Annotated in this window: 22 protein-coding genes, 3 tRNA genes and 1 pseudogene; 20 read left to right on the plus strand and 6 right to left on the minus strand. The window is 69.9% G+C overall.

What is annotated here, in order from left to right; all coding sequences use genetic code 11:
- From ACFYW7_RS30725 to ACFYW7_RS30765, 9 genes are all read left to right on the plus strand, one after another.
- Positions 1-684, plus strand: a complete 684-nt coding sequence (locus tag ACFYW7_RS30725) for a NuoI/complex I 23 kDa subunit family protein (protein WP_389508315.1) — start codon at positions 1-3, stop codon at positions 682-684.
- Positions 681-1,358 carry an NADH-quinone oxidoreductase subunit J gene (locus ACFYW7_RS30730; protein WP_389508317.1) on the plus strand — a complete coding sequence of 226 codons (678 nt, stop codon included), beginning with the start codon at positions 681-683 and terminating at the stop codon, positions 1,356-1,358. The genes ACFYW7_RS30725 and ACFYW7_RS30730 overlap by 4 nt, the downstream gene beginning before the upstream one ends.
- Positions 1,358-1,777 carry an NADH-quinone oxidoreductase subunit NuoK gene (gene nuoK / locus ACFYW7_RS30735; protein ID WP_389508319.1) on the plus strand — a complete coding sequence of 140 codons (420 nt, stop codon included), beginning with the start codon at positions 1,358-1,360 and terminating at the stop codon, positions 1,775-1,777. Before ACFYW7_RS30730 ends, nuoK begins: the two co-directional genes overlap by 1 nt.
- Complete coding sequence (locus ACFYW7_RS30740) at positions 1,774-3,765, plus strand: NADH-quinone oxidoreductase subunit L (RefSeq protein WP_389508321.1); 1,992 nt, start codon at positions 1,774-1,776, stop codon at positions 3,763-3,765. Before nuoK ends, ACFYW7_RS30740 begins: the two co-directional genes overlap by 4 nt.
- Before the next feature lie 6 nt (positions 3,766-3,771).
- A complete protein-coding gene (locus ACFYW7_RS30745) occupies positions 3,772-5,346 on the plus strand; it encodes a NuoM family protein (protein ID WP_389508323.1) in 1,575 nt (524 codons plus the stop codon).
- On the plus strand, positions 5,343-6,842 hold the full coding sequence (locus ACFYW7_RS30750; protein WP_389508326.1) for an NADH-quinone oxidoreductase subunit N: 1,500 nt from the start codon (positions 5,343-5,345) through the stop codon (positions 6,840-6,842). The genes ACFYW7_RS30745 and ACFYW7_RS30750 overlap by 4 nt, the downstream gene beginning before the upstream one ends.
- A 213-nt stretch (positions 6,843-7,055) precedes the next feature.
- A complete protein-coding gene (gene htpX / locus ACFYW7_RS30755; protein ID WP_389508328.1) occupies positions 7,056-7,919 on the plus strand; it encodes a zinc metalloprotease HtpX in 864 nt (287 codons plus the stop codon).
- Positions 7,916-8,308: a YccF domain-containing protein gene (locus tag ACFYW7_RS30760; protein ID WP_389508331.1), complete on the plus strand. Its 393-nt coding sequence runs from the start codon at positions 7,916-7,918 to the stop codon at positions 8,306-8,308. The genes htpX and ACFYW7_RS30760 overlap by 4 nt, the downstream gene beginning before the upstream one ends.
- Positions 8,309-8,497: 189 nt before the next feature.
- A complete protein-coding gene (locus tag ACFYW7_RS30765) occupies positions 8,498-9,061 on the plus strand; it encodes an SMI1/KNR4 family protein (protein ID WP_389508333.1) in 564 nt (187 codons plus the stop codon).
- Between the two features lie 262 nt (positions 9,062-9,323).
- On the opposite strand, the gene ACFYW7_RS30770 is transcribed toward ACFYW7_RS30765, so the two are convergent.
- Positions 9,324-10,568 carry an APC family permease gene (locus ACFYW7_RS30770; protein ID WP_389508335.1) on the minus strand — a complete coding sequence of 415 codons (1,245 nt, stop codon included), beginning with the start codon at positions 10,566-10,568 and terminating at the stop codon, positions 9,324-9,326.
- Positions 10,569-10,750: 182 nt separating this feature from the next.
- Here ACFYW7_RS30770 and ACFYW7_RS30775 point away from each other — a divergent pair, with 182 nt between their 5' ends.
- Complete coding sequence (locus ACFYW7_RS30775) at positions 10,751-11,017, plus strand: GlsB/YeaQ/YmgE family stress response membrane protein (protein WP_389508337.1); 267 nt, start codon at positions 10,751-10,753, stop codon at positions 11,015-11,017.
- A 214-nt stretch (positions 11,018-11,231) separates the two neighbouring features.
- Here the strand turns inward: ACFYW7_RS30775 and ACFYW7_RS30780 are convergent, their stop codons facing one another.
- Positions 11,232-11,720, minus strand: a complete 489-nt coding sequence (locus ACFYW7_RS30780) for a YajQ family cyclic di-GMP-binding protein (protein ID WP_389508339.1) — start codon at positions 11,718-11,720, stop codon at positions 11,232-11,234.
- 202 nt (positions 11,721-11,922) lie between these two features.
- On the opposite strand from ACFYW7_RS30780, the gene ACFYW7_RS30785 reads away from it, so the two are divergent.
- Both ACFYW7_RS30785 and ACFYW7_RS30790 read left to right on the plus strand, forming a co-directional pair.
- Positions 11,923-12,004, plus strand: a tRNA-Tyr gene (locus ACFYW7_RS30785).
- 691 nt (positions 12,005-12,695) lie between these two features.
- Positions 12,696-13,403, plus strand: a complete 708-nt coding sequence (locus ACFYW7_RS30790; RefSeq protein WP_389508341.1) for a GAF and ANTAR domain-containing protein — start codon at positions 12,696-12,698, stop codon at positions 13,401-13,403.
- Between the two features lie 15 nt (positions 13,404-13,418).
- Here the strand turns inward: ACFYW7_RS30790 and ACFYW7_RS30795 are convergent.
- A pseudogene (locus tag ACFYW7_RS30795) lies at positions 13,419-14,289 on the minus strand (IS5 family transposase).
- 69 nt (positions 14,290-14,358) lie between these two features.
- The gene (locus tag ACFYW7_RS30800) at positions 14,359-14,595 is read right to left on the minus strand and encodes a DUF2283 domain-containing protein (RefSeq protein ID WP_389508343.1); all 237 of its coding nucleotides are present in this window, start codon (positions 14,593-14,595) and stop codon (positions 14,359-14,361) included.
- 733 nt (positions 14,596-15,328) lie between these two features.
- Between ACFYW7_RS30800 and ACFYW7_RS30805 the strand changes: the two genes are divergently transcribed.
- Both ACFYW7_RS30805 and ACFYW7_RS30810 read left to right on the plus strand, forming a co-directional pair.
- Positions 15,329-15,739, plus strand: a complete 411-nt coding sequence (locus ACFYW7_RS30805) for a hypothetical protein (protein WP_389508345.1) — start codon at positions 15,329-15,331, stop codon at positions 15,737-15,739.
- A 250-nt stretch (positions 15,740-15,989) separates the two neighbouring features.
- Positions 15,990-16,202, plus strand: a complete 213-nt coding sequence (locus tag ACFYW7_RS30810) for a hypothetical protein (protein ID WP_389508347.1) — start codon at positions 15,990-15,992, stop codon at positions 16,200-16,202.
- Between the two features lie 25 nt (positions 16,203-16,227).
- Here the strand turns inward: ACFYW7_RS30810 and ACFYW7_RS30815 are convergent, their stop codons facing one another.
- Positions 16,228-16,884, minus strand: coding sequence for an SDR family oxidoreductase (locus ACFYW7_RS30815; RefSeq protein WP_389508349.1), 657 nt, complete (start codon positions 16,882-16,884; stop codon positions 16,228-16,230).
- Positions 16,885-16,993: 109 nt separating this feature from the next.
- On the opposite strand from ACFYW7_RS30815, the gene ACFYW7_RS30820 reads away from it, so the two are divergent.
- On the plus strand, positions 16,994-18,094 hold the full coding sequence (locus ACFYW7_RS30820; protein ID WP_389508351.1) for a hypothetical protein: 1,101 nt from the start codon (positions 16,994-16,996) through the stop codon (positions 18,092-18,094).
- 615 nt (positions 18,095-18,709) lie between these two features.
- On the opposite strand, the gene ACFYW7_RS30825 is transcribed toward ACFYW7_RS30820, so the two are convergent.
- Positions 18,710-19,960 carry a hydrolase gene (locus ACFYW7_RS30825; protein WP_389508353.1) on the minus strand — a complete coding sequence of 417 codons (1,251 nt, stop codon included), beginning with the start codon at positions 19,958-19,960 and terminating at the stop codon, positions 18,710-18,712.
- A gap of 479 nt (positions 19,961-20,439) precedes the next feature.
- On the opposite strand from ACFYW7_RS30825, the gene ACFYW7_RS30830 reads away from it, so the two are divergent.
- The 5 genes from ACFYW7_RS30830 (at position 20,440) to ACFYW7_RS30850 (ending at position 21,959) form a co-directional block, all read left to right on the plus strand.
- Positions 20,440-20,512: transfer RNA gene (locus ACFYW7_RS30830), tRNA-Thr, on the plus strand.
- Positions 20,513-20,556: 44 nt separating this feature from the next.
- Positions 20,557-20,629 (plus strand) — tRNA-Met (locus tag ACFYW7_RS30835).
- 87 nt (positions 20,630-20,716) lie between these two features.
- Positions 20,717-20,881, plus strand: coding sequence for a 50S ribosomal protein L33 (rpmG, locus tag ACFYW7_RS30840; RefSeq protein ID WP_006347275.1), 165 nt, complete (start codon positions 20,717-20,719; stop codon positions 20,879-20,881).
- A 195-nt stretch (positions 20,882-21,076) separates the two neighbouring features.
- Entirely contained in the window at positions 21,077-21,529 is a 453-nt protein-coding gene (locus tag ACFYW7_RS30845) for a MaoC family dehydratase N-terminal domain-containing protein (RefSeq protein ID WP_389508356.1), read from the plus strand.
- Between the two features lies 1 nt (position 21,530).
- Positions 21,531-21,959, plus strand: a complete 429-nt coding sequence (locus ACFYW7_RS30850; protein WP_389508359.1) for a MaoC family dehydratase — start codon at positions 21,531-21,533, stop codon at positions 21,957-21,959.
- Positions 21,960-22,352 lie beyond the last annotated feature (393 nt).

A 22,352-nucleotide genomic window follows, 5' to 3' on the forward strand; every position in this document is an offset into this window, starting at 1 on the left:
ATGGCTGAGCCCCTCCCGCCCGCCCGTCCCCGCATTCCCGGCTCCGGACTCGTCAAGGGCCTGGCCGTCACCCTCCGCACGATGACGAAGAAGACCGTCACCGCGCAGTACCCGGACGTCCAGCCCGAACTGCCGCCCCGAACCCGTGGCGTCATCGGCCTCTTCGAGGAGAACTGCACGGTCTGCATGCTGTGCGCCCGCGAGTGCCCGGACTGGTGCATCTACATCGACTCCCACAAGGAAACGGTCCCACCCGCCGCCCCGGGTGGCCGCGAGCGCAGCCGCAACGTCCTCGACCGCTTCGCCATCGACTTCTCCCTCTGCATGTACTGCGGTATCTGCATCGAGGTCTGCCCCTTCGACGCGCTGTTCTGGTCCCCGGAGTTCGAGTACGCGGAGACCGACATCCACGAACTCACCCACGAACGCGACAAGCTCCGCGAGTGGATGTGGACCGTCCCGGCTCCACCGGCCCTCGACCCCGGCGCCGAGGAACCGAAGGAGATCGCCGCCGCCCGCAAGACCGCCGACAAGCTCGCGGCCGAACAGGCGGCAGCGCAGGCGGAACAGGCCGCACGGGCAGAGCAGCCCGAACAGCCTGACGAGGTAGCACAGACTGACCCCGCCGGGCAGTCGGAGCCTCCGGGCACCCCGCCTTCCGGTCCGCAGGAGGGACAGGCATGACCTTCGCAGCAGCCACGACCGCGGCGACGGCGGCCCGGGTGACGACCGACGTCGCCGCCGAACACCCCGGCTTCCTCTCCCCGACCGGCGTGGAGATCGCCTTCCTCCTCGTCGGCCTGGTCACCTTCGGCGCCGCGCTCGTGACCGTCACCACCAAACAGCTGGTGCACGCGGCCCTGTGGCTGGTGGTGGCACTCGGCGGTCTGGCCGTCGAATACCTGCTGCTGACGGCCGAGTTCATCGCCTGGGTGCAGGTCCTCATCTACGTCGGTTCCGTCGTCGTCCTCCTCCTGTTCGGCCTGATGCTCACCAGGGCCCCGATCGGCCGCTCCCCGGACGCCGACTCCGGCAACCGCTGGGCCGCCCTGACCGTGGCCGTCGCCTCGGCCGGCGCCCTGGTCTGGGTCGTCGTGGACGCCTTCCGCACGACGTGGGTCGACCTGAGCGGCGCCGCCGCCGGCTCCACCGAGGTGACGGGAGCGAGCCTCTTCCAGAACTGGGTCCTCCCCTTCGAAGCGCTCTCCGTCCTTCTCCTGGCCGCACTCGTCGGCGCGATCGTCCTCTCCCGCAAGGCGACGGAGGACACCCCCGCGACGACCAACCCGCACCTTCCCGGCAGCCGCGGCGGCAAGCGGGCCACGGACGAACCGCAGGACACGGAAGGGGTCCGTTGATGCACCTCGCCTACCCGGCCGTGCTCGCCGCCCTCCTGTTCTGCACAGGCCTCTACGGAGTGCTCGCGCGCCGCAACGCCATCCTGGTCCTCATGTCGGTCGAGCTGATGCTCAACGCCGTCAACCTGAACCTCGTCGCCTTCGACGTCTGGCTGTCCAAGGCCGCCCGCGACACGCTGCACTCGGGCCAGGCACTGACCCTGTTCACCATCGCCATCGCCGCCGCCGAGATCGGCATCGGCCTCGCGATCGTCCTCGCCGTGTACCGCAACCGCGGCACCTCGGACATCGACAAGCTCCGCGACACCGCCGAGGGCCACGGCCCCGACGACCCGGACAGTGACGGCCCGGACAGAGATGCTCCGGACAGCGACAACCCCGACGCCCCCGCGGCCGAGAAGGCTGAGGCCACCGCGTGACCACGACCACCCTCGCCGTCCTCGTCCCCCTCCTTCCCTTCCTGGGCGCGGCCGCCGGACTCCTCCTCGGCCGCACCTCTCCGGGCTTCGTCCGCCCGCTCGCCGTACTGCCGCCCCTCGCGGCGCTCGTCCTCGCCGTGCTGGTCGCCGTGCGCCAGGGCGGCGGCCAGGCCGTCGACTCCCACACCGAACTCACCCCGACCGGCTCGGTCCCCATCGAACTGAGCCTGCACATCGACGGCTTCGCCGCTCTCGTCGCCGTACTCGTCGGGGTCGTCGCCACCTGCGTGCAGATCTACTCGACGGGCTACCTGCGCGAGGACCCGCGCTACCCCTCGTACGCCGCCCTCGTCTCCCTGTTCACCTCCGCGATGCTGCTCGTCGTCTACTCGGGTGACCTGATGGTGCTCCTGGTCGGCTGGGAGATCATGGGCATCTGCTCGTACTTCCTCGTCGGCCACTACTGGGAGACGCCCGAAGCGCGCGCCGCCTCCCTCAAGGCCTTCCTGGTCACCAAACTCGGCGACGTCCCCTTCCTCATCGGCCTGTTCGCGCTCGCCACCGACGCCGGCTCCTTCCGGATCACCAAGGTCCTCGGCACCGTGGCGAGCGGCGGACTGCACCATCCGACGCTGGTCGCCCTGCTGCTCCTCGCGGGCGTGGCGGGCAAGTCGGCGCTGTTCCCGCTGCACACCTGGCTGCCCGACGCGATGGCCGGTCCCACACCCGTGTCCGCGCTGATCCACGCCGCGACGATGGTCGCCGCCGGCATCTACTTCGTCGCCCGGCTCCTCCCCGTGTTCCAGGCCTCCTCTGCCGCGATGGTCGTCCTCGCCGTCATGGCCGGTGTCACCATGGTCGGTTCGGGACTCGCCGCGCTCGCCCAGGACGACATCAAACGGGTCCTCGCCTACTCGACGATCGGCCAGCTCGGCTACATGGCCGGCGCCCTCGCCGTCGGCGACCGCGGTGCCGCCGTCTTCCACCTCCTCGCGCACGGCGCCTTCAAGGCGCTGCTGTTCCTCGCCGCCGGCGTGATCATCCACGCCTCCGGCACCAACTCGCTGGCCGTCATGTCCCGTATGAAGGACCTGCGCGCCCGCGTCCCCGACGCCTTCTGGACGATGACCGTGGCGCTGCTCGCGCTCGCCGCGATCCCGCCCTTCAGCGGCTTCTTCTCCAAGGAGGCCGTCCTCGGAGCCGCCGAGCACGTCGCCACCGGTCACACCGAGCAGGCCCCCGGCCCCGCGGGCTGGATCGTCCTGATCACCGGTCTGGTCACCGCGGTCCTCACCGCCGCGTACGCCACCCGGCTGTGGCTGCTGGCCTTCCGCGGACGCGGAGCCGAGGCACCGGACCACGGCAGGCAACCGCTCACCATGACGGCCGTGCTGTGGGTGCTCGCCCTCCCGTCGTTCGCCTTCGGCCTGGCGATCGGCCCGCTGCCCGACTGGTTCGACGGCCACGACCTGACACCGGTCCTCACCACCTCCATGCTCGGCACGGGACTCGCCCTGGTCGGCGGGATCGTCACCTACGGAGCCTGGCGGCACACCACGGCCCTGGCGGTTCGCGTCCCCCTGGGCGCGGTCGCGGCCCACCCGGACGCCGACGCCGGACACGTGGAGGCCGAGGCCATCGCCACCCACGCATCCGCGTACGGAGACGTCGCGAGCGCCCCCGACCCGGCGGATCCGGGCCGGCTGCTGCTCGGACCGCTGCACCGGCACGCGGTCGTCGGCTTCCACCTCGACGCCGTGTACCACGCGCTGTTCGTCCGCCCGGTCCAGGCCGGAGCCTCGCTCGTCCGCTTCCTCGACCGCGAGGTCGTCGACACCTACGTACGCGGCGCGGGCGCCCTACCCCGCTGGCTCGGCATCGCCGTACGGCGGGCGCAGACCGGCAATGTGCAGACCTATGTGAGCGCGCTGCTCGCCGGCACCGTCGTCCTGGTGGTCGCCGCCCTCCTCGTCGCCACGGGAGCGTGAGCAGGCGTGATCCATATCAGTGAGTCCGTGATGCAGATTCTTCTCGCGTTGATCGTCGTCGGTCCGCTCATCGGGGCCGCCGCGGCCCTTCTGCCGGCTCCGCCCGGACTGAAGGGGAAGTCGCCCGAACAGGCGGTGCTGCGGCACGGAGTGACCGTCACCGGCGTGGTGCTCATCGCCGCGATCGTCCTCGCGTTCGGCTTCGACCACGACCATCCGTCGAAGATGCAGGCCACGACGGACATCAGCTGGATCCCCGCACTCGACGTGCGGATCCACCTCGGCATCGACGGCATTTCCCTCCCCCTCCTGGTCCTGACCGCGCTCCTGACCTTCCTGTGCGCGCTGTACTCCTACTTCAAGATGCCCGCGGGCCCGACCCCGAAGGCGTTCGTCGCGCTGCTGCTGGTCCTCGAGTCCGGCACCCTCGCGACCTTCGCCGTCCTCGATCTGCTGCTGTTCTTCCTCGCGTTCGAGACGGTCCTCATCCCGATGTACTTCCTCATCGCCCGGTGGGGAGGTGCCCAGCGCCAGGCCGCGGCCTGGAAGTTCATCCTCTTCACCCTGCTCGGTTCGGTCGTCATGCTGCTGGGCCTGCTCCTGATCGGAATCAAGGCGGGCACATTCGACATGGTGGCACTCGCCACCGACAACGGCCGGTCGCTGACCATGTCCGTGCAGGTCATCGCCGCTCTGTCGATCGGGATCGGGCTCGCGGTCAAGACGCCGATGTGGCCGCTGCACAGCTGGTTGCCGGACGCCCACACGGCCGCCCCGACCGTCGGCTCGGTCCTGCTCGCCGGTGTGATGCTGAAGATGGGAACGTACGGGTTCGTCCGGATCCTGCTGCCCATCACCCCGGACGGCTTCCGCACCTTCGCCCCCTACCTCGCCGCCTTCGCGGTGGTCGGGATCATCTACGGCTCCCTGGCCTGTCTGGCTCTCGCCAAGCAGGGCGCGAAGGGCGACCTCAAGCGGCTCATCGCCTACTCCTCCGTCGGTCACATGGGCTTCGTCCTGCTCGGCATCTCGACGATGACCCCGACCGGCGTGAACGGCGCGCTGTTCGCCAACATCGCCCACGGCCTCATCACCGGCCTCCTGTTCTTCCTCGTCGGAGCGCTGAAGGACCGCACGGGCACCACCGACCTCGACGCCCTCGCCGAGGGGACGGGCGCCGCCCTGTACGGCAAGGCCCCCCGCCTCGGCGGCCTGCTGGCCTTCGCCGCCGTCGCCTCGCTCGGCCTGCCGGGCCTCGCCGGATTCTGGGGCGAGATGCTCGCGCTGTTCGGCGCGTTCGAGCCCGCGGCCGGACTCAGCCGCCCCGCGTATCTCACCTTCATGGCGATCGCCGCGCTCGGCACCCTGCTCACCGCCGCGTACATGCTCATCGTGGTCCGCCGGGTCTGCATGGGCGGGACATCGCAGGAGACGCCGACGCTCGCCGACGTCCAGAACTACGAGTTCGCCGCCTGGACGCCACTCGTCGCCCTCACCGTCGTCGCCGGACTGTGGCCCCGGGCCCTCCTCGGGCTGACCGACCCGGCCGTACAGCAGCTCCTCGCAGGAGGCACCCGATGAGTTCCCAGGTCCAGTCCGTCGACTGGCTCGCCATCGCGCCGCCCACCCTCGCGGCGGTCGTCGGACTCGTCGTACTCGTCGCCGACCTCTTCGTCGGCGACGCGAGGAAGGCCGTACTCGGCCGGCTGTCCGTGGCGGGCCTCGCCGCGTCCGCGCTGTTGCTGCTGCCCCTGCGGAACGGCGACCGGGCGACGTTCTGCCTGACGGGCGACACGGACACCTGCAGCTACGTGGCGGACCCCTTCACCCTGGCCATCCAGCTCCTGGTGCTCGGCGGCGCGCTCCTCGTCGCCCTGCTCTCGGTCACCGCGCTGAAGGACGCGAACAAGGAACTCCCCGAAGGGGAGTACTGGTTCCTGCTGCTCTCCTCGGCCGCCGGAGCCGCCCTGCTGCCCGCCTCCCGCGACCTCGCGACCCTCATCGTCGCCCTGGAAGTCGCCTCGCTGCCCGCCTTCGCCCTCGTCGGCATCAAGCGCGGCGACAAGAAGTCCTCCGAAGCGGCCCTCAAGTTCTTCCTGTCGTCCGTGACCGCGACCGCGGTGAGCCTGATGGGCGTCAGCTTCGTCTACGCGACGACCGGCACCCTCTACCTCACCCGGATCGCGGACCGGATCCAGCACGTCGACGGGCAGTTCCAGACCCTCGCCCAGGCGGGCGTCGTCCTCACCCTCGTCGGCTTCGCCTTCAAGACGGCCGCCGTGCCCTTCCACTTCTGGGTGCCCGACACGTACGTGGGAGCGCCCCTGCCGATCGCCGCCTACCTGTCGGTCATCGGCAAGGCGGTCGGCTTCTCCGGGCTGATCCTCGTCACCGTCATCGCCTTCCCCTCGTACGCGGACGTCTGGGGCCCGGCGCTGGCGGTGCTGGCGGCCCTCACCATGACGGTCGGCAACGTCGGCGCCCTGCGGCAGCGGGCGACGCGCGCCTCCAGCGCGGTACGCCTGCTCGCCTGGTCGTCCGTCGGACAGGCCGGCTACCTCCTGGTCCCGATCGCGGCCGCCGCCTACTCCAAGGACCCCGAGAAGGCGATCGGCTCGACGGTCGCCTACGCCCTCATGTACGCCGCGGTGAACCTCGGCGCCTTCGCGGTGGCCGCCCTGGTGGCCCGCAGAAGCCCCCTGAACCGCATCAGCGACTACCGGGGCCTGTACGCCGAGAGTCCCCTCTCCGCGCTGGTCCTCGGCTTCTTCCTGCTCTGCCTCGCCGGACTGCCGCCGGGCATCATCGGGCTCTTCGCCAAGGTGACCGTCTTCTCGGCGGCCGTCGGCGCCGGGCTCGGCTGGCTGGCCGTGGTCATGGCCGTCAACGTGGTGATCGCGCTCTTCTACTACCTCCAGTGGACGACGCTGCTCTTCCGGGCACCCGAGGGCGAGCCGGGCACGCACCGCGCCCCCGTTCCGCTCACCGCGGCCATCGTCCTGACGGCCGTCCTGGGCATCGTCCTGTCCGGTGCGCCCCAGCTGATCCTGCGCTTCTCGCAGACCGGCCTCTTCTGAACCGGCGACCTGTCTTCCCGCCCCGCGGACGGGGCAGCCGCGCGCGTGAACCGCTGTTCGAATCACCCGGACGGCCCACGCGCCGGGCAGCGCGCACAAGGGAACTAGTGCTCTCCGTCTGGCGTTGACCAGTACGGGAGGGTCCACTGAAGAGTGGAAGCAGAGCATCAGTAGGCAAAGGGTTCCCCTGCCGCACCACTTGGAGGGCGTACCGTGCACCGCCGGCACAACGGGCTCAGGACAGCCGTACTCCTCGGGGGACTGTCCGCACTCATCATCCTCATCGGCAGCTTCTTCGGGCGCACCGGCCTGATCGTCGCTCTGTTCGTCGCGCTCGGGACGAACGCGTACGCGTACTGGAACAGCGACAAACTGGCTCTACGCGCGATGCGCGCCCGCCCGGTGAGCGAGTTCGAGGCCCCGGCCCTGTACCGCATGGTCCGTGAGCTCTCCACCCAGGCACGCCAGCCCATGCCGCGCCTGTACATCTCGCCGACGGAAGCTCCGAACGCCTTCGCGACGGGCCGCAACCCGCGCAACGCGGCCGTGTGCTGCACCGAGGGGATTCTGCGCATCCTGGACGAGCGCGAGTTGCGCGGTGTCATCGGCCACGAGCTGAGTCACGTCTACAACCGCGACATCCTGATCTCGTCCGTGGCCGGCGCCCTCGCCTCCGTGATCATGTTCCTGGTCAACTTCGCCTGGCTGATCCCGATCGGCCGTTCCAACGACGACGACGGTCCCGGCATTCTGGGAATGCTCCTGATCATGATTTTGGGCCCGCTCGCCGCTTCCGTCATCCAGCTCGCCATCAGCCGCTCCAGGGAGTACGAGGCGGACGCGTCCGGCGCCCAGCTCACCGGCGACCCCCTCGCCCTCGCGAGCGCGCTGCGCAAGCTCGACGCCGGGACCAAGCAGCTCCCGTTGCCTCCCGAGCCGCGCATCGAGACCGCGAGCCACATGATGATCGCGAATCCCTTCCGCCCGGGAAAGGGAATGTCGAAGATGTTCTCTACGCATCCGCCGATGGCGGAGCGTATCGCCCGGCTCGAACAGATGGCAGGTCGTCACCAGTGAAGACAATTCTGAACGTCATTTGGCTCATCCTGAGCGGCTTTTGGCTGTTCCTCGGGTATCTGGCCGCGGGCGTCATCCTGTGCATCACGATCATCGGCATTCCGTTCGGCATCGCCGCTTTCCGTATCGGCGTCTACGCCCTGTGGCCGTTCGGCTATACGACGGTGGAGCGCCACGACGCGGGCGCGCCGTCCTGCGTCGGCAACGTCCTGTGGCTGGTCCTCGCGGGCTGGTGGCTCGCCCTGACCCACATCGTCACGGGCATCGCGATGTGCATCACGATCATCGGAATTCCGTTCGGAATCGCCAACTTCAAACTCATCCCGGTCTCGCTGTTCCCGCTGGGACGCGAAATCGTGCCCACGGACCAGCCGTTCGCGTCGAGCTGACCGCGCCCGCCCTCGCTCCCGGCGCGCGGCCGTGGTCCTGACGGAATCGCACGCGCTCGCCCCCGGCCGGCCTTCGACGAACACCTGGGACTTCCCGATCTCCTCGCCGAAACCGGCGTCGGCGACCGGCCGGCGTGAGGGTTTTCCACAGGCTGCCCGATTGTCGGTGCCGCGCTGCATGATGAACCCATGACCGAAATCGAGCAGTTGCTGGCACGGGTGGCCGTGGAGGCCCGTAACACCCGCCCGTGGGGCTGGCCTTCACTGCCCGCGCCCGTGGGCACGGCCGAGGTCGCCCGCGCCGAGGCCGTCCTCGGCTTCCCGCTGCCCGCGCTGCTCGCCTCGCTCTACCTGCGGATAGGGGACGGCGGATTCGGTCCGAGCTACGGCCTGCTGCCCCTGCTCGACGGTCCACCCTCCGGCGAGCCCGCGGTCGTTCCGCAGTACCTCGCGAGCCGCGAGAGCGGCCGCAAGGACCCGGACTGGCCATGGCCCGAGGGCGTCCTGCCGATATCCCACTGGGGTTGCGGGATGTACGCGTGCGTGGACTGCCACAGCCCCGACGGCACCGTCCTGCTCTACGAGCCGAACGCCGACGAGGCCGACCACGCCTGGTACGTGGACGCACCCGACCTCACGACATGGCTGGAGACCTGGATCGAAGGAACGGGCTGGTACGAGGAGTCCAACGACGGCGCGGACCTCCCCGCTTGGCCCGACTTCCGCATACGTACGACGACTCGGGTCTCGTGACCGGACGGGCGGCTGACGGGCTGAGCGACTGACGGTCTGACCGGGCCGAAGGCCTGACCTGTTGAGCGGTCACGGAGAGCACGGGTGCCGATCCCTTTCGGTGCCCGGGCACCGGGGCTCCGGCGCAACCTGGGCACGCGTGAACTTGGTACCCCGGGACCTCGGCGCTCGATCACGCCCGGACGCGAGGTCCGCCTGCCCACGCCACCACCTCCCACGTCACGGCGTCCGCCCCCCCGGCCGCCAGCATGTCCGCCCACGTCTACCGCGAAGCCACCCGCAGCCGTACGCCGTAGGCCGCCGCTCCCACCGCCAGGACGGTCGCGCCCACGATCACCGAAACCCCCGGCAGAGCGAACGCCAGCGCCACGCACCCGGCCAGTCCCAGCACCGGTAGGAACCGGGATGCCGGGGCCGAACTCAATGTCCAGGCCGAGGCATTGGCGATCGCGTAGTACGTCAGCACGCCGAAGGAGGAGAACCCGATCACGCCGCGCACATCCACGGTCGCGACCAGCGCGACGACCACCGCGCCCACGGCCAGTTCCGCCCGGTGCGGCACCTGGAACCGCGGATGCACGGCTGCCAGGACCCCCGGCAGACGACGATCGCGGGCCATGGCCAGCGTGGTCCGCGAAACACCCAGGATCAGGGCCAGAAGGGAGCCGAGCGAGGCCACGGCGGCTCCCACCCGCACCACCGGTACGAGTCCGGGCAGTCCGGCGGCCCGGACGGCGTCCGCCAGCGGTGCCGGGGCGAGCCCCAGCCCGACCGGCCCGAGCACGGAGAGGACGGCGACCGCGACCGCCGCGTACACCACGAACGCGATGCCGAGGGCCAGCGGGATCGCGCGAGGAATCGTGCGCGCGGGGTCCCGTACCTCTTCACCGAGTGTCGCGATCCGCGCGTACCCGGCGAACGCGAAGAACAGCAGCCCGGCCGCCTGAAGCACCCCGTAGGCGCCGGACGACAGTCCGACGCCCAACCGTCCGGCGTCGGAGGACTCCGAGCCGACGCACCCGACCACCACGGACACGAGGACGGCCAGGACCACCGCCACGATCCCCCGCGTCAGCGCGGCAGACTTCCGCATGCCGCCGTAGTTCACGGCGGTCAGCGCTGTCACGGCGGCGACCGCCACCGCGCGCGCCTGCCCCGGCCAGACATAGGTGCCCACGGTGAGCGCCATCGCCGCACAGGAGGCCGTTTTACCGACGACGAACGACCAGCCCGCCAGGTACCCCCAGAAGGCGCCGAGCCGCTCACGTCCGTAGACGTACGTGCCGCCGGAAGCGGGGTAGAGGGCGGCGAGCCGTGCGGAGGACATCGCGTTGCAGTAGGCGACGGCGCCGGCGACCGCGAGGCCGAGCAGCAGTCCGGATCCGGCCGCCCGGGCCGCGGGGCCGAGCGCGGCGAAGATCCCGGCGCCGAGCATCGAGCCGAGCCCGACGAGCACGGCGTCCCCGACACCCAGGGTGCGGCGCAACTCGGGACCTGACTGAGTCATGAGCCGCACCCTACTGATCCGCGCAACCGGCGGGACCGTTGTCACGTCCTGTCCATCGACGGAGCACCGGAACACGTACGACCCCGCCCCACCGGCCACGGACAGCTCGACCACGGCCGGGCAGGACCGAGACCACAGGGCCGGGACAGCGTGAGCACAGTACGGAAGGGCGGGTTCAGGGCATGGGCATCATCAGCTGGATCATTCTGGGGCTGCTGGCCGGGGCCATCGCCAAGTTCCTGCTACCGGGACGCGACCCGGGAGGCTTCATCGGAACGACCGTCATCGGTGTCGCGGGGGCGTTCATCGGCGGCTGGATCTCGGCCCGCTGGCTTGACCACCCCATCACCAAGCAGTTCTACGACGGCGCCACCTGGGCCGCCGCCATCGGCGGCGCACTCGTCCTGCTGATCGTCTACCGCGTCCTGTTCGGCGACTCGCGCCGCTGACGCCGTTCCCGGGTCCGACCTCGTGTCCGATCCCGGCAACCGAGAAGGGTGGGCACGACGGTGCCCACCCTCGCCCGTACCGTCGGCCACGTCCGCGGCCGGTTCCGGTCCCTACGACGCAGCGGCCCGTCAATAGTCCGCCCCGCGACGACCTGGTCCCTGAGGCGGGTCGGCGACGTACCGGCGGTGTTTGACGGGGCTCGTCGGGCCAGGGCTACCGGTAGTTCACGAACTGCAGGGCGAAGTCGAAGTCCTTGCCCTTGAGGAGCGCCTGAACGGCCTGAAGGTCGTCACGGCTCTTCGAGGTGACGCGCAGCTCGTCGCCCTGCACCTGGGGCTTCACGCCCTTGGGGCCCTCGTCGCGAATGATCTTCGCCACCTTCTTCGCGTTGTCCTGGGAGATGCCCTCCTCGATCGTCGCGAAGATCTTGTACTCCTTGCCGGAGAGCTGGGGCTCACCGGCGTCCAGCGCCTTCAGCGAGATACCGCGCTTGACCAGCTTGGTCTCGAACACGTCGAGGACGGCCTTCACCCGCTCCTCGGAGTTCGCCTCCATGAGGATCTTCTCGCCCGACCAGGAGATGGAGGCGCCGACGTTCTTGAAGTCGTAGCGCTGCGAGATCTCCTTGGCGGCCTGGTTGAGGGCGTTGTCGACCTCCTGCCGCTCGACCTTCGAGACGATGTCGAAACTGGAGTCGGCCATGTCCTGTGGCTCCTTGTATCGGGTGCGTAGGGGCGGTCGTCGAGCCCGGCGTAGGCCTCCGGCCGCATCCGCATAAGCCTAGCCACCCCCCTCCCCTCAAGTGTCGATCAATTGGGTGGCGAACCATCCCCGAGCATCAGGTATCGTTTACGTCGTTGCCAAGGAGCACCGCACAAAAGCGGGGCTCAGGGGCAGCATCCCTGGCGGTGTGCCCGAGCGGCCAAAGGGAGCAGACTGTAAATCTGCCGGCTCAGCCTTCCGTGGTTCGAATCCACGCGCCGCCACAGTGGGAACTCAGCCCCTGACCAGCAACTTGGTCAGGGGCTGATTTCGTTTGATCGCCCTGGCGGTCTCCGGGGTTCCCCGCTCGTTCTGGCACGGCCGTGGCACGGTGGTGTGAGCTGCGTCACGCTGCGGCTCGACGGTGAGCGGGCGGCGCACGGCGTAGTCGGAGTCTCAGGATTTGAACCTGTGGCCTCATCCTTGGCAGGGCCCGGCTGGATGATGTGGCTCATGGCGGCTGCCGTATGTCGCGTCCGTTAGGCCTGTCACGGGTGGAGTGCGGGGGCATGGCGGCCCACCTGCGTTCTGAAGACGGCCGGCTCTTCCTGGGTGATCAGCAGATACCCGTGGCGGTCGACCTGTGCATGCTTCCCTGTCACGGAGTTGTGGGGCGGCGTCCTGCAGAACCTTCCGGCAGCGCTGGCGGGAACCATGAGGGATGCTGAAGTTCGTTTGCGGCTGCAGAACGATCAGGTACGTCAGATCCATCTTCTGGTCGGCCGCTACGACGAGACACCCGTGTCCTTCCTCGGTGAAGGAGAGGCCCCGTTCTGACCATCTTCCGAGAATCGAAGTGCCGGCCTGTTGCACCAGCGGCATTTCTGCCTTGGTGACCCGCCCCCACCCTCCAGCAGTACTGGCCCAGCCCCTGTCGTGAGGGCCTGGAAGATGGGCATCAGGTATGTCCTGACCATGCGTGAGGCGGAGGACGAAGTGGACTGGGGCCAGTTCGGGCAGCAGCTGGCGGCGATGGCGCGGGACCTGTTGGCCCAGGATTCGCTCGATGCCACACTTCAGCGGATCACGGCATCGGCCACGGAATTGGTCGAGGGCTGCGACGCGGCGGGCATCCTCGTGCTGCACGACCATCAGGTGGAATCCCTCGCCCCCACCGAACGACTCGTCATCGACAGTGATCGGCTACAGGCAGAGCTGGGACAAGGGCCGTGCTTCGATGCGGCAAACAGCGCGCGGGGGGAACGGGTCTTCCGCATCGCCGACCTCACCGAAGCGAAACCGCGCTGGCCGCTCTTCGCTCCACAGGCCCACGAACTGGGCGTGGGAAGCATGATGGGCTTCCTGCTGTTCACCGATGCCGAAGACCTCGGCGCACTCAACTTCTACTCCCGCAAGACCGGCCTGTTCACCGCCGACAGCGAACAGGCCGGCCTCCTGCTCGCCTCCCATGCGGCTGTCGCTCTCTCAAGCGCCCGCACGCATGCCCAGATGGAGCACGCTCTGGCCACCCGGCACACCATCGGTGAAGCCATGGGCATCCTCATGAACCGCCACGACCTCACCGAAGAACAGGCGTTCGACGTGCTGCGCCGCTACTCGCAAGAGAGCAACACCAAACTGCGGGAGGTCGCCCACATGGTCTGCAAGCGGGGCGGCATCTAGGCACTGTCCTGGCGATCATGGGTGGAGCCGAACCGACAGAGCCGCAGTGGTGACCGTGCCGAGGAAGATGTAGGCGCGCTTGTCGTATCGAGTCGTGACTGTACGGAAGTTCTTCAGTCGGTTGATCGCCCGCTCAACAGTGGTGCGCTTCTTGTAGCGCTCTTTGTCGAAGCCGGCCGGCCTGCCGCCGGAGCTGCCGTGTCTGATGCGGTGGGTCGCTTGGTCGGCCTTCTCCGGGATGACGTGCCGGATCGACCGTTTCCGCAGGTAGCGGCGGGTCCGACGGTTGCTGCAGCCCTTGTCCGCACTGACGCTGTCGGGCTTCGTGCGAGGCCGGCCGATGGCCAGCCGGGGAACGCGGATCTTGTCCATGACCGACTCGAACTGGGTGCAGTCGGCCCGTTGACCAGGTGTGATGGCCAGCGACAGCACCCGGCAGCGGCCGTCCGCGCTCAGATGGAGCTTGGTGGTGAAGCCGCCACGCGAGCGGCCGAGCGTTTCACCTCCCGCACCACCTCCGCCAGCAGGCCGATCAGCTCGGCCCGGATCCGAGCGGTCCTGACCGTTTGTGCCGAGCCCCTTTTGGCGGGCGGCGGCACGTTGCGAGCCTCGGCGGCATGGTGGTGTGCGCGCACGGTCGTGGAGTCGACGGAGATGTCCCAGTCGATGTCGCCGACCGCGTCCGCCTCGGCCTGTACCTGCTGCAGCAGCGCTCCCAGGTACCGTCCGCCGACCAGCGGCGATGCCTCTCCTGCACCGTCTTCCACGGCCCGTACCGATCCGGCAGATCCCGCCACTGCACACCGGTCCGAATGCGGTACAGCACTCCGTTGACCACCTGCCGATGGTCCCGCCACCTGCCGCAACGACGATTGCTCACGGGCAGAAGCGGCTCGAGCCGCTCCCACTGGGCATCCGTCGGATCGCCCCTACTCCCCGTAGCCCTGTCGACGACTCACGCGCTCGGCGGACCCGGCTCACGGTCGATCCTCTCGGCAGTGCCCAGCAGATGGGGGTGCAGCCGGCGTCTGGCGCTGAACAGTTCGATGCCCAGCAGCCGTCCGTCCGAGTCGTAGTCGAGTATCGCCGTGTTGTCCTCCGCGGGTACCTGCCGCACGGCCTCTCCCGGGCCAATCGTGTCGACGAGGTAGATGTACGCCATATCTGCCGAGGCGTCGTATTCGACCCGCATCGCCGGCCCTCCCCGTCGTTCGCCGAACTGGGGCGTCAGGTCCGGCGTCTACAGCAAGCCTACTGACTCCGAAGATCGCCAGGACAGTGCCTAAGAGCCCGTGGCCTGCTTAACAGCAGGTTGCGGGCCCTTAGCCGTACCTTCTGGACGATCGACGCGCCGTATCGCGCTACCCCGCCTTCGAACGCCGTGTCCCAAGGTGTGCGGTCGGTGGGAGGCCGGTGCCCGGGAGAAGTGCGTCCGTGCTGCGACAGGCCCGCTCCGGGGCGGGCTGTGGGACCCACGCCGCCGGGACTGGGCCAGGTGAGCTGCCCGCTTGCTTCGGTCGGCCGCGCAGCACATGTGGCGCACATGACGCACGTGGTGCAGGTGGCTGGGTGGAGCGTGCGGCACGGGCGGGGGGCGGTGTCGCAGCCGGGGCGCCTGCTCGTGAACGACTCCGAGGCGTCCCGTGGCGGGAGTCCCGACCCTTGCCGTGTCGTACGCGGTCCAACTCGAGCGCGACGAAATCCGGTTGGGGATAACTCACCGGACGTCAGGCCGGTGCGGGTCGGTCCCGTTCTGCGGCGCTCCCGGTCAGCGGCGGGTGATCCTGGCGAGACCGTCGAACTGTGCCCGGCACGGCCCCCTCCGGGGTCAACCAGATGATCTTGAAGGCTACAATCGGGCACAACCCCCCAATTGACCAAGGGGGTTCACGCTGCGACGCGTGATGCAAGGAACGGGGTAACCGATGAAGAAGACAGTAGGCAGCATCGTCACAACTCTCGCCTTGGCCGTCGGCGGAGTGGTGGCCGCGACCGGTACGGCGAACGCGTACGGCACCGGGGACTGCACGTACTCGAAGCAGCGGACGGCCTCGGGCAGCGGGGACTCGGTGATCCTTCAGATCTGGCGGTGCCCGGACGGGCACGACTACGCCAAGGGGATCATCTCCGGCAGCTCCAGCGCCTCGCGTGCGCGGGTGTGGATGGACGACTCGATCAACGGCGGGTCGAGCTGGACCGCGCGCCAGCTCACGACCAGCTCGTCGAGGTCGACGCAGACGCCGCAGAACAGCCTGCTGTTCGACGGCTCGCCGCACAAGGTGCGGGCATGCGGTGACACGAGCGGTCACCGGACCATCTGCACCGCCTGGTACTGACCCGACCGGTACCGACCCACCTGGTAGCGATCCGCCTGGTCCTGACCCGATGGGTACCACCCACCCGGTAGCGACCCGCCTGGTGCCGGCTCCGGCTGGGCCGCCGATCGGAGCCGGTCCGGTCCCGGTCCGGTCCGGGTCGAGTGGGGTCGTGGAGCCGTCGTTCACTGCTCGTGGGCGGCGGTTCCGTGCGTACGGGGCGGTGGTGGGGTGTCACTGGGGGCCGACCTCCACGAGGCACACTGATCCCATGTCATCGCGTCGCAGGAACTGCCCGGAGTGCCGTCGGGAGATCGCCGTCGTCGCGGGCCGGTTCGCCCGGCACGATCCGCCCGGCGTCCGGGGGAACGGGGAAATGATCTCGTGCCCGGGTTCGCGCAGGCAGGCCCTCATCGGAGCCGCGCAGCCCGCGCTGGACGGGTACGCCGTGCCGGAATTCCCGGGCCAGCTCCCGCTGTTCTGAGCGAGGCCCGCAGGACGGGCGTCGTCTAATTCCCCGCCACCGACTTCACCGCGACCGAGATCGGCGTCGAACCGCTGACCGCTTCCAGTGTCAGACCCGCCGTGGCCGGAGTGTCGACCAGTTCGGCGAGGATCGTGGCCACGTCGTCGCGAGGGATCATTCCACGGCCCGTGGAGGCCTCCAGGCGTACGAGTCCGGTCCCGGCGTCGTCGATCAGGCCGCCGGGGCGCAGGATCGTCCAGTCCAGGCCCGTACGGCCGCGTACGAACTCGTCGGCCTCGCCCTTGGCGCGCAGATAGGCGTCGAAGATGTCGTCGCCCTGGTGGGCGGGGTCCGCGCCCATCGAGGAGACGACCACATGCCGGCGTACGCCCGCCCGCTCCGCGGCGCTCGCGAACAGGATCGCGGCGCCCTTGTCCACCGTCTCCTTGCGGTCCGCGCCGCTGCCGGGGCCCGCGCCCGCCGCGAAGACGGCCGCGTCAGCGCCCTGCAGGTGCGCGGCGACCTCCTCCGCGGACGCCGTCTCCAGATCGCACAGGACCGGCTCGGCGCCCGCGGCCCGCAGATCGTCGCCCTGTTCGGCACGGCGGATGATCCCCGCGACCTCGTCTCCGCGCGCGGAGAGCAGCCGCTCCAGCCGTAGCGCGATCTGACCATGACCACCAGCGATGACAATGCGCATGCTCCCGACCGTACGCCCGGACGAGAGTGTTCGCCGCACAACCCTGTGGGCGACTCGTGAGTCACATGGGTGATCGCCGTGGAAGCAGTGGCGATCACCGCGAAAGCGGGTGAACACACGAACAGAAGAACGCCGTGCGGGCCTGTGCGGCGTCGAAGGGGAGACCATCATCACCGCCATACGCAAGACCGTCACCGCGGCCGGCTGCGCTGCCGTCCTGCTCGCAACGGCGGCCGCCTGCGGCACGGTCGAGAACCTCACCGCGGGACAGAAGGTGGACCACGCCTTCGATCGCCTCGGCGAACAGAAGTCCATGTCCTTCCAGTTGGACCTCGACGCCGCCCCCGAGGAGATCGACACGCTGATGAGCGAGTCCGGTCCCGACGAGGCCCTTCCGCCGGAGTTCGCGAAGTTCCTCAGCGGGCTGCGTGTCGATGTCTCCGTCAAGTCCAAGAAGCCGCTGGCGGATTCGGGCGAGAAGGACATCATCGGTACGAGCATGAAGGTCACGGGGACCGATGGTGTCCTGGCCGAGTACCGGGTCGTCGGCGACTTCACGTACTACCGCGCGGACCTGAAGGCGGTCGGCGAGGTCATGGGCATGCCTATGCCTTCGGCCGAGGACCTCCCCGCGAGCGAGAAGGAGCTGAAGAAGGTCCTGGAAGGCGACTGGACCAAGGTCGACACCAAGAAGCTGGAGAAGTCCCGGAAGACCGGCGCGGGCGCCTCGAAGGGGCCCGCCGGCGCGGACGACATCGACGCCAGGACCCAGAAGAAGATCCTCGACGCCGTGAGCCGTGTCATCGGTCACGAGGTCACCTTCCGGACGAAGGGCGGCACCGACGGTGTCGAGCACGTCATCGCCACGGGCAACCTCCGGGACCTGCTCACCGGCGTCTTCGACAAGCTCCGCCCGCTCCAGGACGAACTTCCGGAGGGCGCCGAACTTCCCTCGGCCAAGGACCTCAAGGATGCTCCGGACAAGAAGATCGCCGTCGACTTCACCCTGGAGAACGGCGACCTCCGGCAGGTCAGGGTCGACCTGGCCGTCCTCGCCGACAGTTCCAAGAAGGCCAGGCTCCCGCTCGTCCTGAAGTTCTCGGAGGCCGGCGACGTCAGCGCGCCGTCGGGGGCCACCGAGATGCCCGTGGGCAAGGTTCCCGGGGGCAACGCGCTGGGTGGCTTCCTCCTGGGCGGCGGCGGGTTCTAGAGCCACGGACGCGAGCCGGCGAGAGGCCCAGGAGAGGACCAGGGGCGTTCCGACGTCCGGTGGTGCTCCTGGGTGGTCGCGGAGGCCGTGTGCCCTGATGCGCCCTGTGGAGCGACGCCGCCAGCCGCGTTGCCCGGCGGGCGGCCAGCAGGAAATCCCACACGCGTGGAGGTCGCACGACGACCTTCACGCGCGTGGGACCGCGATCCCTTGATGTTCCGGTCCCGTTCCCGGGTGTTCTGCTGGTGCAGGTGGGTGCAGGTACCCGTGCCAATGCGCCTGCCAATGCGCGTGCCAGTGCCCGTGCCGGCGCGCTTGACGGCCGCCGGGTGCTCGGGGCGCCGCCCGGGCACGCCCACGCCCACGCGCGTGTGGCCCGCGGTCCCGGCTCTGGCCCGAGGCCGGTGACAGGGCCCTTGCCGAAGCCGGGAAACCGCACGGGCCCGTCCCACGGATCCGTTCGCCGGCCGACCGTACCGCCCGCGCGTCCGCGTGGATTCGCCCGCACCGGCCGCCCGTTCGCACCCATCCGTCCGTCGGCGGGCCCGTGCCGGCCGTCCGCGTCCGCCTGTTCTCCTTACGGCCGCCCGGCCTTCGCCCCGCGGCCGTACCCCGCTAGGAGGGCTCTCCCCGGCCCTGGCGGGGCAGTTCCCTTCCCGGGTCGGTGGCCGAGTTGCAGTACTCCCGTACCGCGCTCGTCCGCGCCACGACGCGTCCGCGGTGCACCACGATCCGGCTGTACGCGAGAGACAGCGCCCCCGCGAGCCGGTCCCCGCGCACCGCGAGCAACTCGGCCGGGAACCCGGCCTCCACGCGCACCTCGGGCAGACCGAGGGCGGCCCGGGCGGTACAACTCACCATGTCGTAGGCGTCCTCGGGGCGCAGCCCGTGTCGTGAGGCCAGCAGGTAGGCGGCCTCCAAGGGGTCTCCGCGCCCCACCGGGTTGGACGTGTCGCGCAGGGCTCCGCTGCCCGCCGCGACCCGTACCCCGGCCGCTCGCAACAGCCGTACGGGAGCGGTGCCGCGCCGGTCCGCCGACCCGCAGCCGCCCTGCGGGACGCACACCACCGTCACTCCGGCGGCCGCGAGTTGGTCCGCGGCGCGGGAGGCCACCTCGGAAGGCAGCCGGCCGAGCCCGGCGCACGGACCGAGCGTCACCCCGGGCCGCAGACCGCCCGCCATCGCCGCGAGCCGGGAGAGCCGGGCGGGATCGGCGGCGTCCGTGTGCAGATCGACCGGGCAGCCGTGTTCGGAGGCGAGTTCCAGGACCAACTCCACGTACCCCGTCGGATCGGGATCCGCGTCCGGACAGCCGCCCACCACGGAAGCGCCCATCTTCAGGGCGTCCCGCAGCATCGCGAGTCCGTCGGCGCCCGCCGCGCCGGTCAGTACGCGCGGCATCGCCACCGTCGTCAGCTCCGTGAGCCCCCTCAACGACCGCCGCACCTGGAGCACCGCCGCCAGCGCGTCCAGCCCCTGCACATCGCCCACGCGCACATGGGACCGCAACGCCGTCGCGCCGTGCCCTAGTTGCAGCAGCGCCGCCTCGGTGGCCCGGCGCTGGATCTCCTTGTCGTCGTACGCGAGAGGGCCGTCGCCGTCGGCCGTCAGGGCCGTGTCGCCGTGCGCGTGGGCCTCCGCGGGGGCCGGCAGCAGGAGGTAGCCGTCGAGGTTCACCTTCGCGGCGAGAGCCCCCGAGGCACCCGCCGTGAGGCTTCCCGCGGTACCGACCGCCTCGATGCGCCCGCCACCCAGCCGTACGTCCACGGCACGGCCGTCGGTGAGCCGCGCCCCGCACAGCAGGAAGGCGGCCGGGTCGGTCTGTCCCGCCGAGGAGCGCGGCGGCTGCTGCTGACTGTCGGGCATCGCACTCCTGGGGCTCGGGGCGGCTGCGGGAGGGACGACTACGGAGCGTGGGGACACAAGATCACGCAGCGTGAGTCGAGCCTAGGGCGGCGACCCGTCAACGTCGGGGAGGAGCGCAATAGTCGTACCGGTGTGGCCCGTGGGCGGGCCGGGGAGCGGCCGCCGCGGGGCGGGTCCGGATCCCTCAGGACCCGGCGCGTCCTGCTGCCGCCGAGCCGCCCTCCGTCCGCCGGACCGGACTCCTCCGGTCGCCCGGGTCCCCCTCCCGGGTCCCGGCCGTCCGCCCCTGCTCCGGCGGGCTCTGGCGGCCGGATGCCGGGGGCGACCGGATGGCCGTCACACGAGTGGTCCAGGAGGCGTGAGGGGCCTGTGAGGGGTTCTGGGAAAGCCCGGGGAAAACACCTGCGAACAGGCCCGGGAGGGGGCCGCGAAACGGATTTGGGCGATCGGCGGAGGACCGTGTAATGTCTTCATCGCTCGCCCCAATAGCTCAGTCGGTAGAGCGTCTCCATGGTAAGGAGAAGGTCTACGGTTCGATTCCGTATTGGGGCTCTGGTGTGAGAGTCCCCGTCGCAAGGCGGGGCCGATCACATCAAAGCGGTGTAGCTCAGTCGGTAGAGCAAGCGGCTCATAATCGCTGTGTCACCGGTTCAAGTCCGGTCACCGCTACTGACAGTAGCCGATTGCGGGGTCGGTCCTTCGATCGGCTACTCTTCTATGCGTTAATGTCCCATCCGTTCGTCAAGGAGCACTCCTGTGGCTGCCACCGACGTCCGCCCCAAGATCACGCTGGCCTGCGTGGAGTGCAAGGAGCGGAACTACATCACCAAGAAGAACCGGCGTAACAACCCGGACCGACTGGAGATGAAGAAGCACTGCCCGCGTTGCAAGGCGCACACCGCGCACCGCGAAACGCGATAAATTCAGGCTCGTACACGAGGCCGTCCCCTTCACGGGGGGCGGCCTCGCGTCGTTGTGGAACCGATGTCCGGCGAGGACGCGGCGTGGGGCGTGGGCCCGGCGATCCGGGGCGAAGATAGGCCGTCCGGCCAAGACTGTCGCTCCGGCTGTGACGATCCAGTGCGACGACGACGACAACCAGGAGGTGCCGAGCCCATGGCGCTCGACCAGTCCTTCGTAGGGCGGTCCTACCCGCCCACCGACCCCTATGAGGTCGGCCGGGAGAAGATCCGCGAGTTCGCGGAGGCCGTGGGGGACAGCAACCCTGCGTACACGGACCCCGAGGCCGCACGCGCGCTCGGGCATCCCGACGTGATCGCCCCGCCGACTTTCGTGTTCGCCATCACGTTCAAGGCCGCGGGCATGGTCGTCCAGGACCCGCAACTGGGCCTCGACTACAGCCGGGTGGTGCACGGTGACCAGAAGTTCGCGTACACCCGCCCGGTGCGCGCGGGTGACCGCCTCACGGTCACTTCGACCATCGAGTCGATCAAGTCCCTCGCGGGCAACGACATCGTGGACATCCGTGGCGAGGTCCACGACGAGGCGGGCGAACACGTCGTGACGGCCGTCACGAAGCTTGTGGCGCGCGCGGCGGAGGTGGGCTGACATGGCGGCGAAGATTTCCTACGCGGACGTCGAGGTCGGCACCGAGCTGCCGGCCCAGGCGTTCTCCGTGACCCGTGCCACGCTCGTGCAGTACGCGGGGGCCTCCGGGGACTTCAACCCGATCCACTGGAACGAGAAGTTCGCGGTCGAGGTGGGCCTTCCCGACGTCATCGCGCACGGCATGTTCACCATGGCCGAGGCGATCCGCGTGGTCACCGACTGGGTCGGCGACCCGGGCGCGATCGTCGAGTACGGCGTCCGCTTCACCAAGCCCGTCGTCGTCCCGAACGACGACAAGGGCGCCACCATCGAGGTCAGCGGCAAGGTGGCGGCCAAGCTCGACGACAACACCGTCCGCGTCGACCTCGTGGCGACCAGCGGCGGCCAGAAGGTGCTGGGGATGTCGCGAGCGGTCGTACGGCTGGCCTGAGCCGGTCCACGGGCCCTCCGGCGGTCTTCGGGGCTCTCCGGAGCCCTCGGGGCGACCGAGGCGACGCGTGGGTGCGTGGGGTCTCGGAGTTCGTGAGGCCGCTCGGGGCGGCCGAGGTCGCGCCTGGGGCTCGGAGTCGCAGAGGCTCGGAGGTGGCCGAGGCCACTTCCGCTGGTCGCACGGCTTTGGAAGCCCCTGGGATGTCGATGTGAGGGGCGCCCGTCCAGACGGGCGCCCCTCACTCGTTCCCCGGTGCGGCTCTCCGGGGGCGCGCTTCAGTCGCAGAGGGGGAGGAGCGACCGCGTGGCGGTCCGGCGGTGTCACGGTGCGACGGCCTGCGGCTCGCGGGCCTGGGCGCTCGGGCTCCGGTCCAGAGGATTCTGTGGCCGGAGT

This window comes from Streptomyces sp. NPDC002580 (assembly GCF_042889485.1).
Classification (GTDB): domain Bacteria; phylum Actinomycetota; class Actinomycetes; order Streptomycetales; family Streptomycetaceae; genus Streptomyces.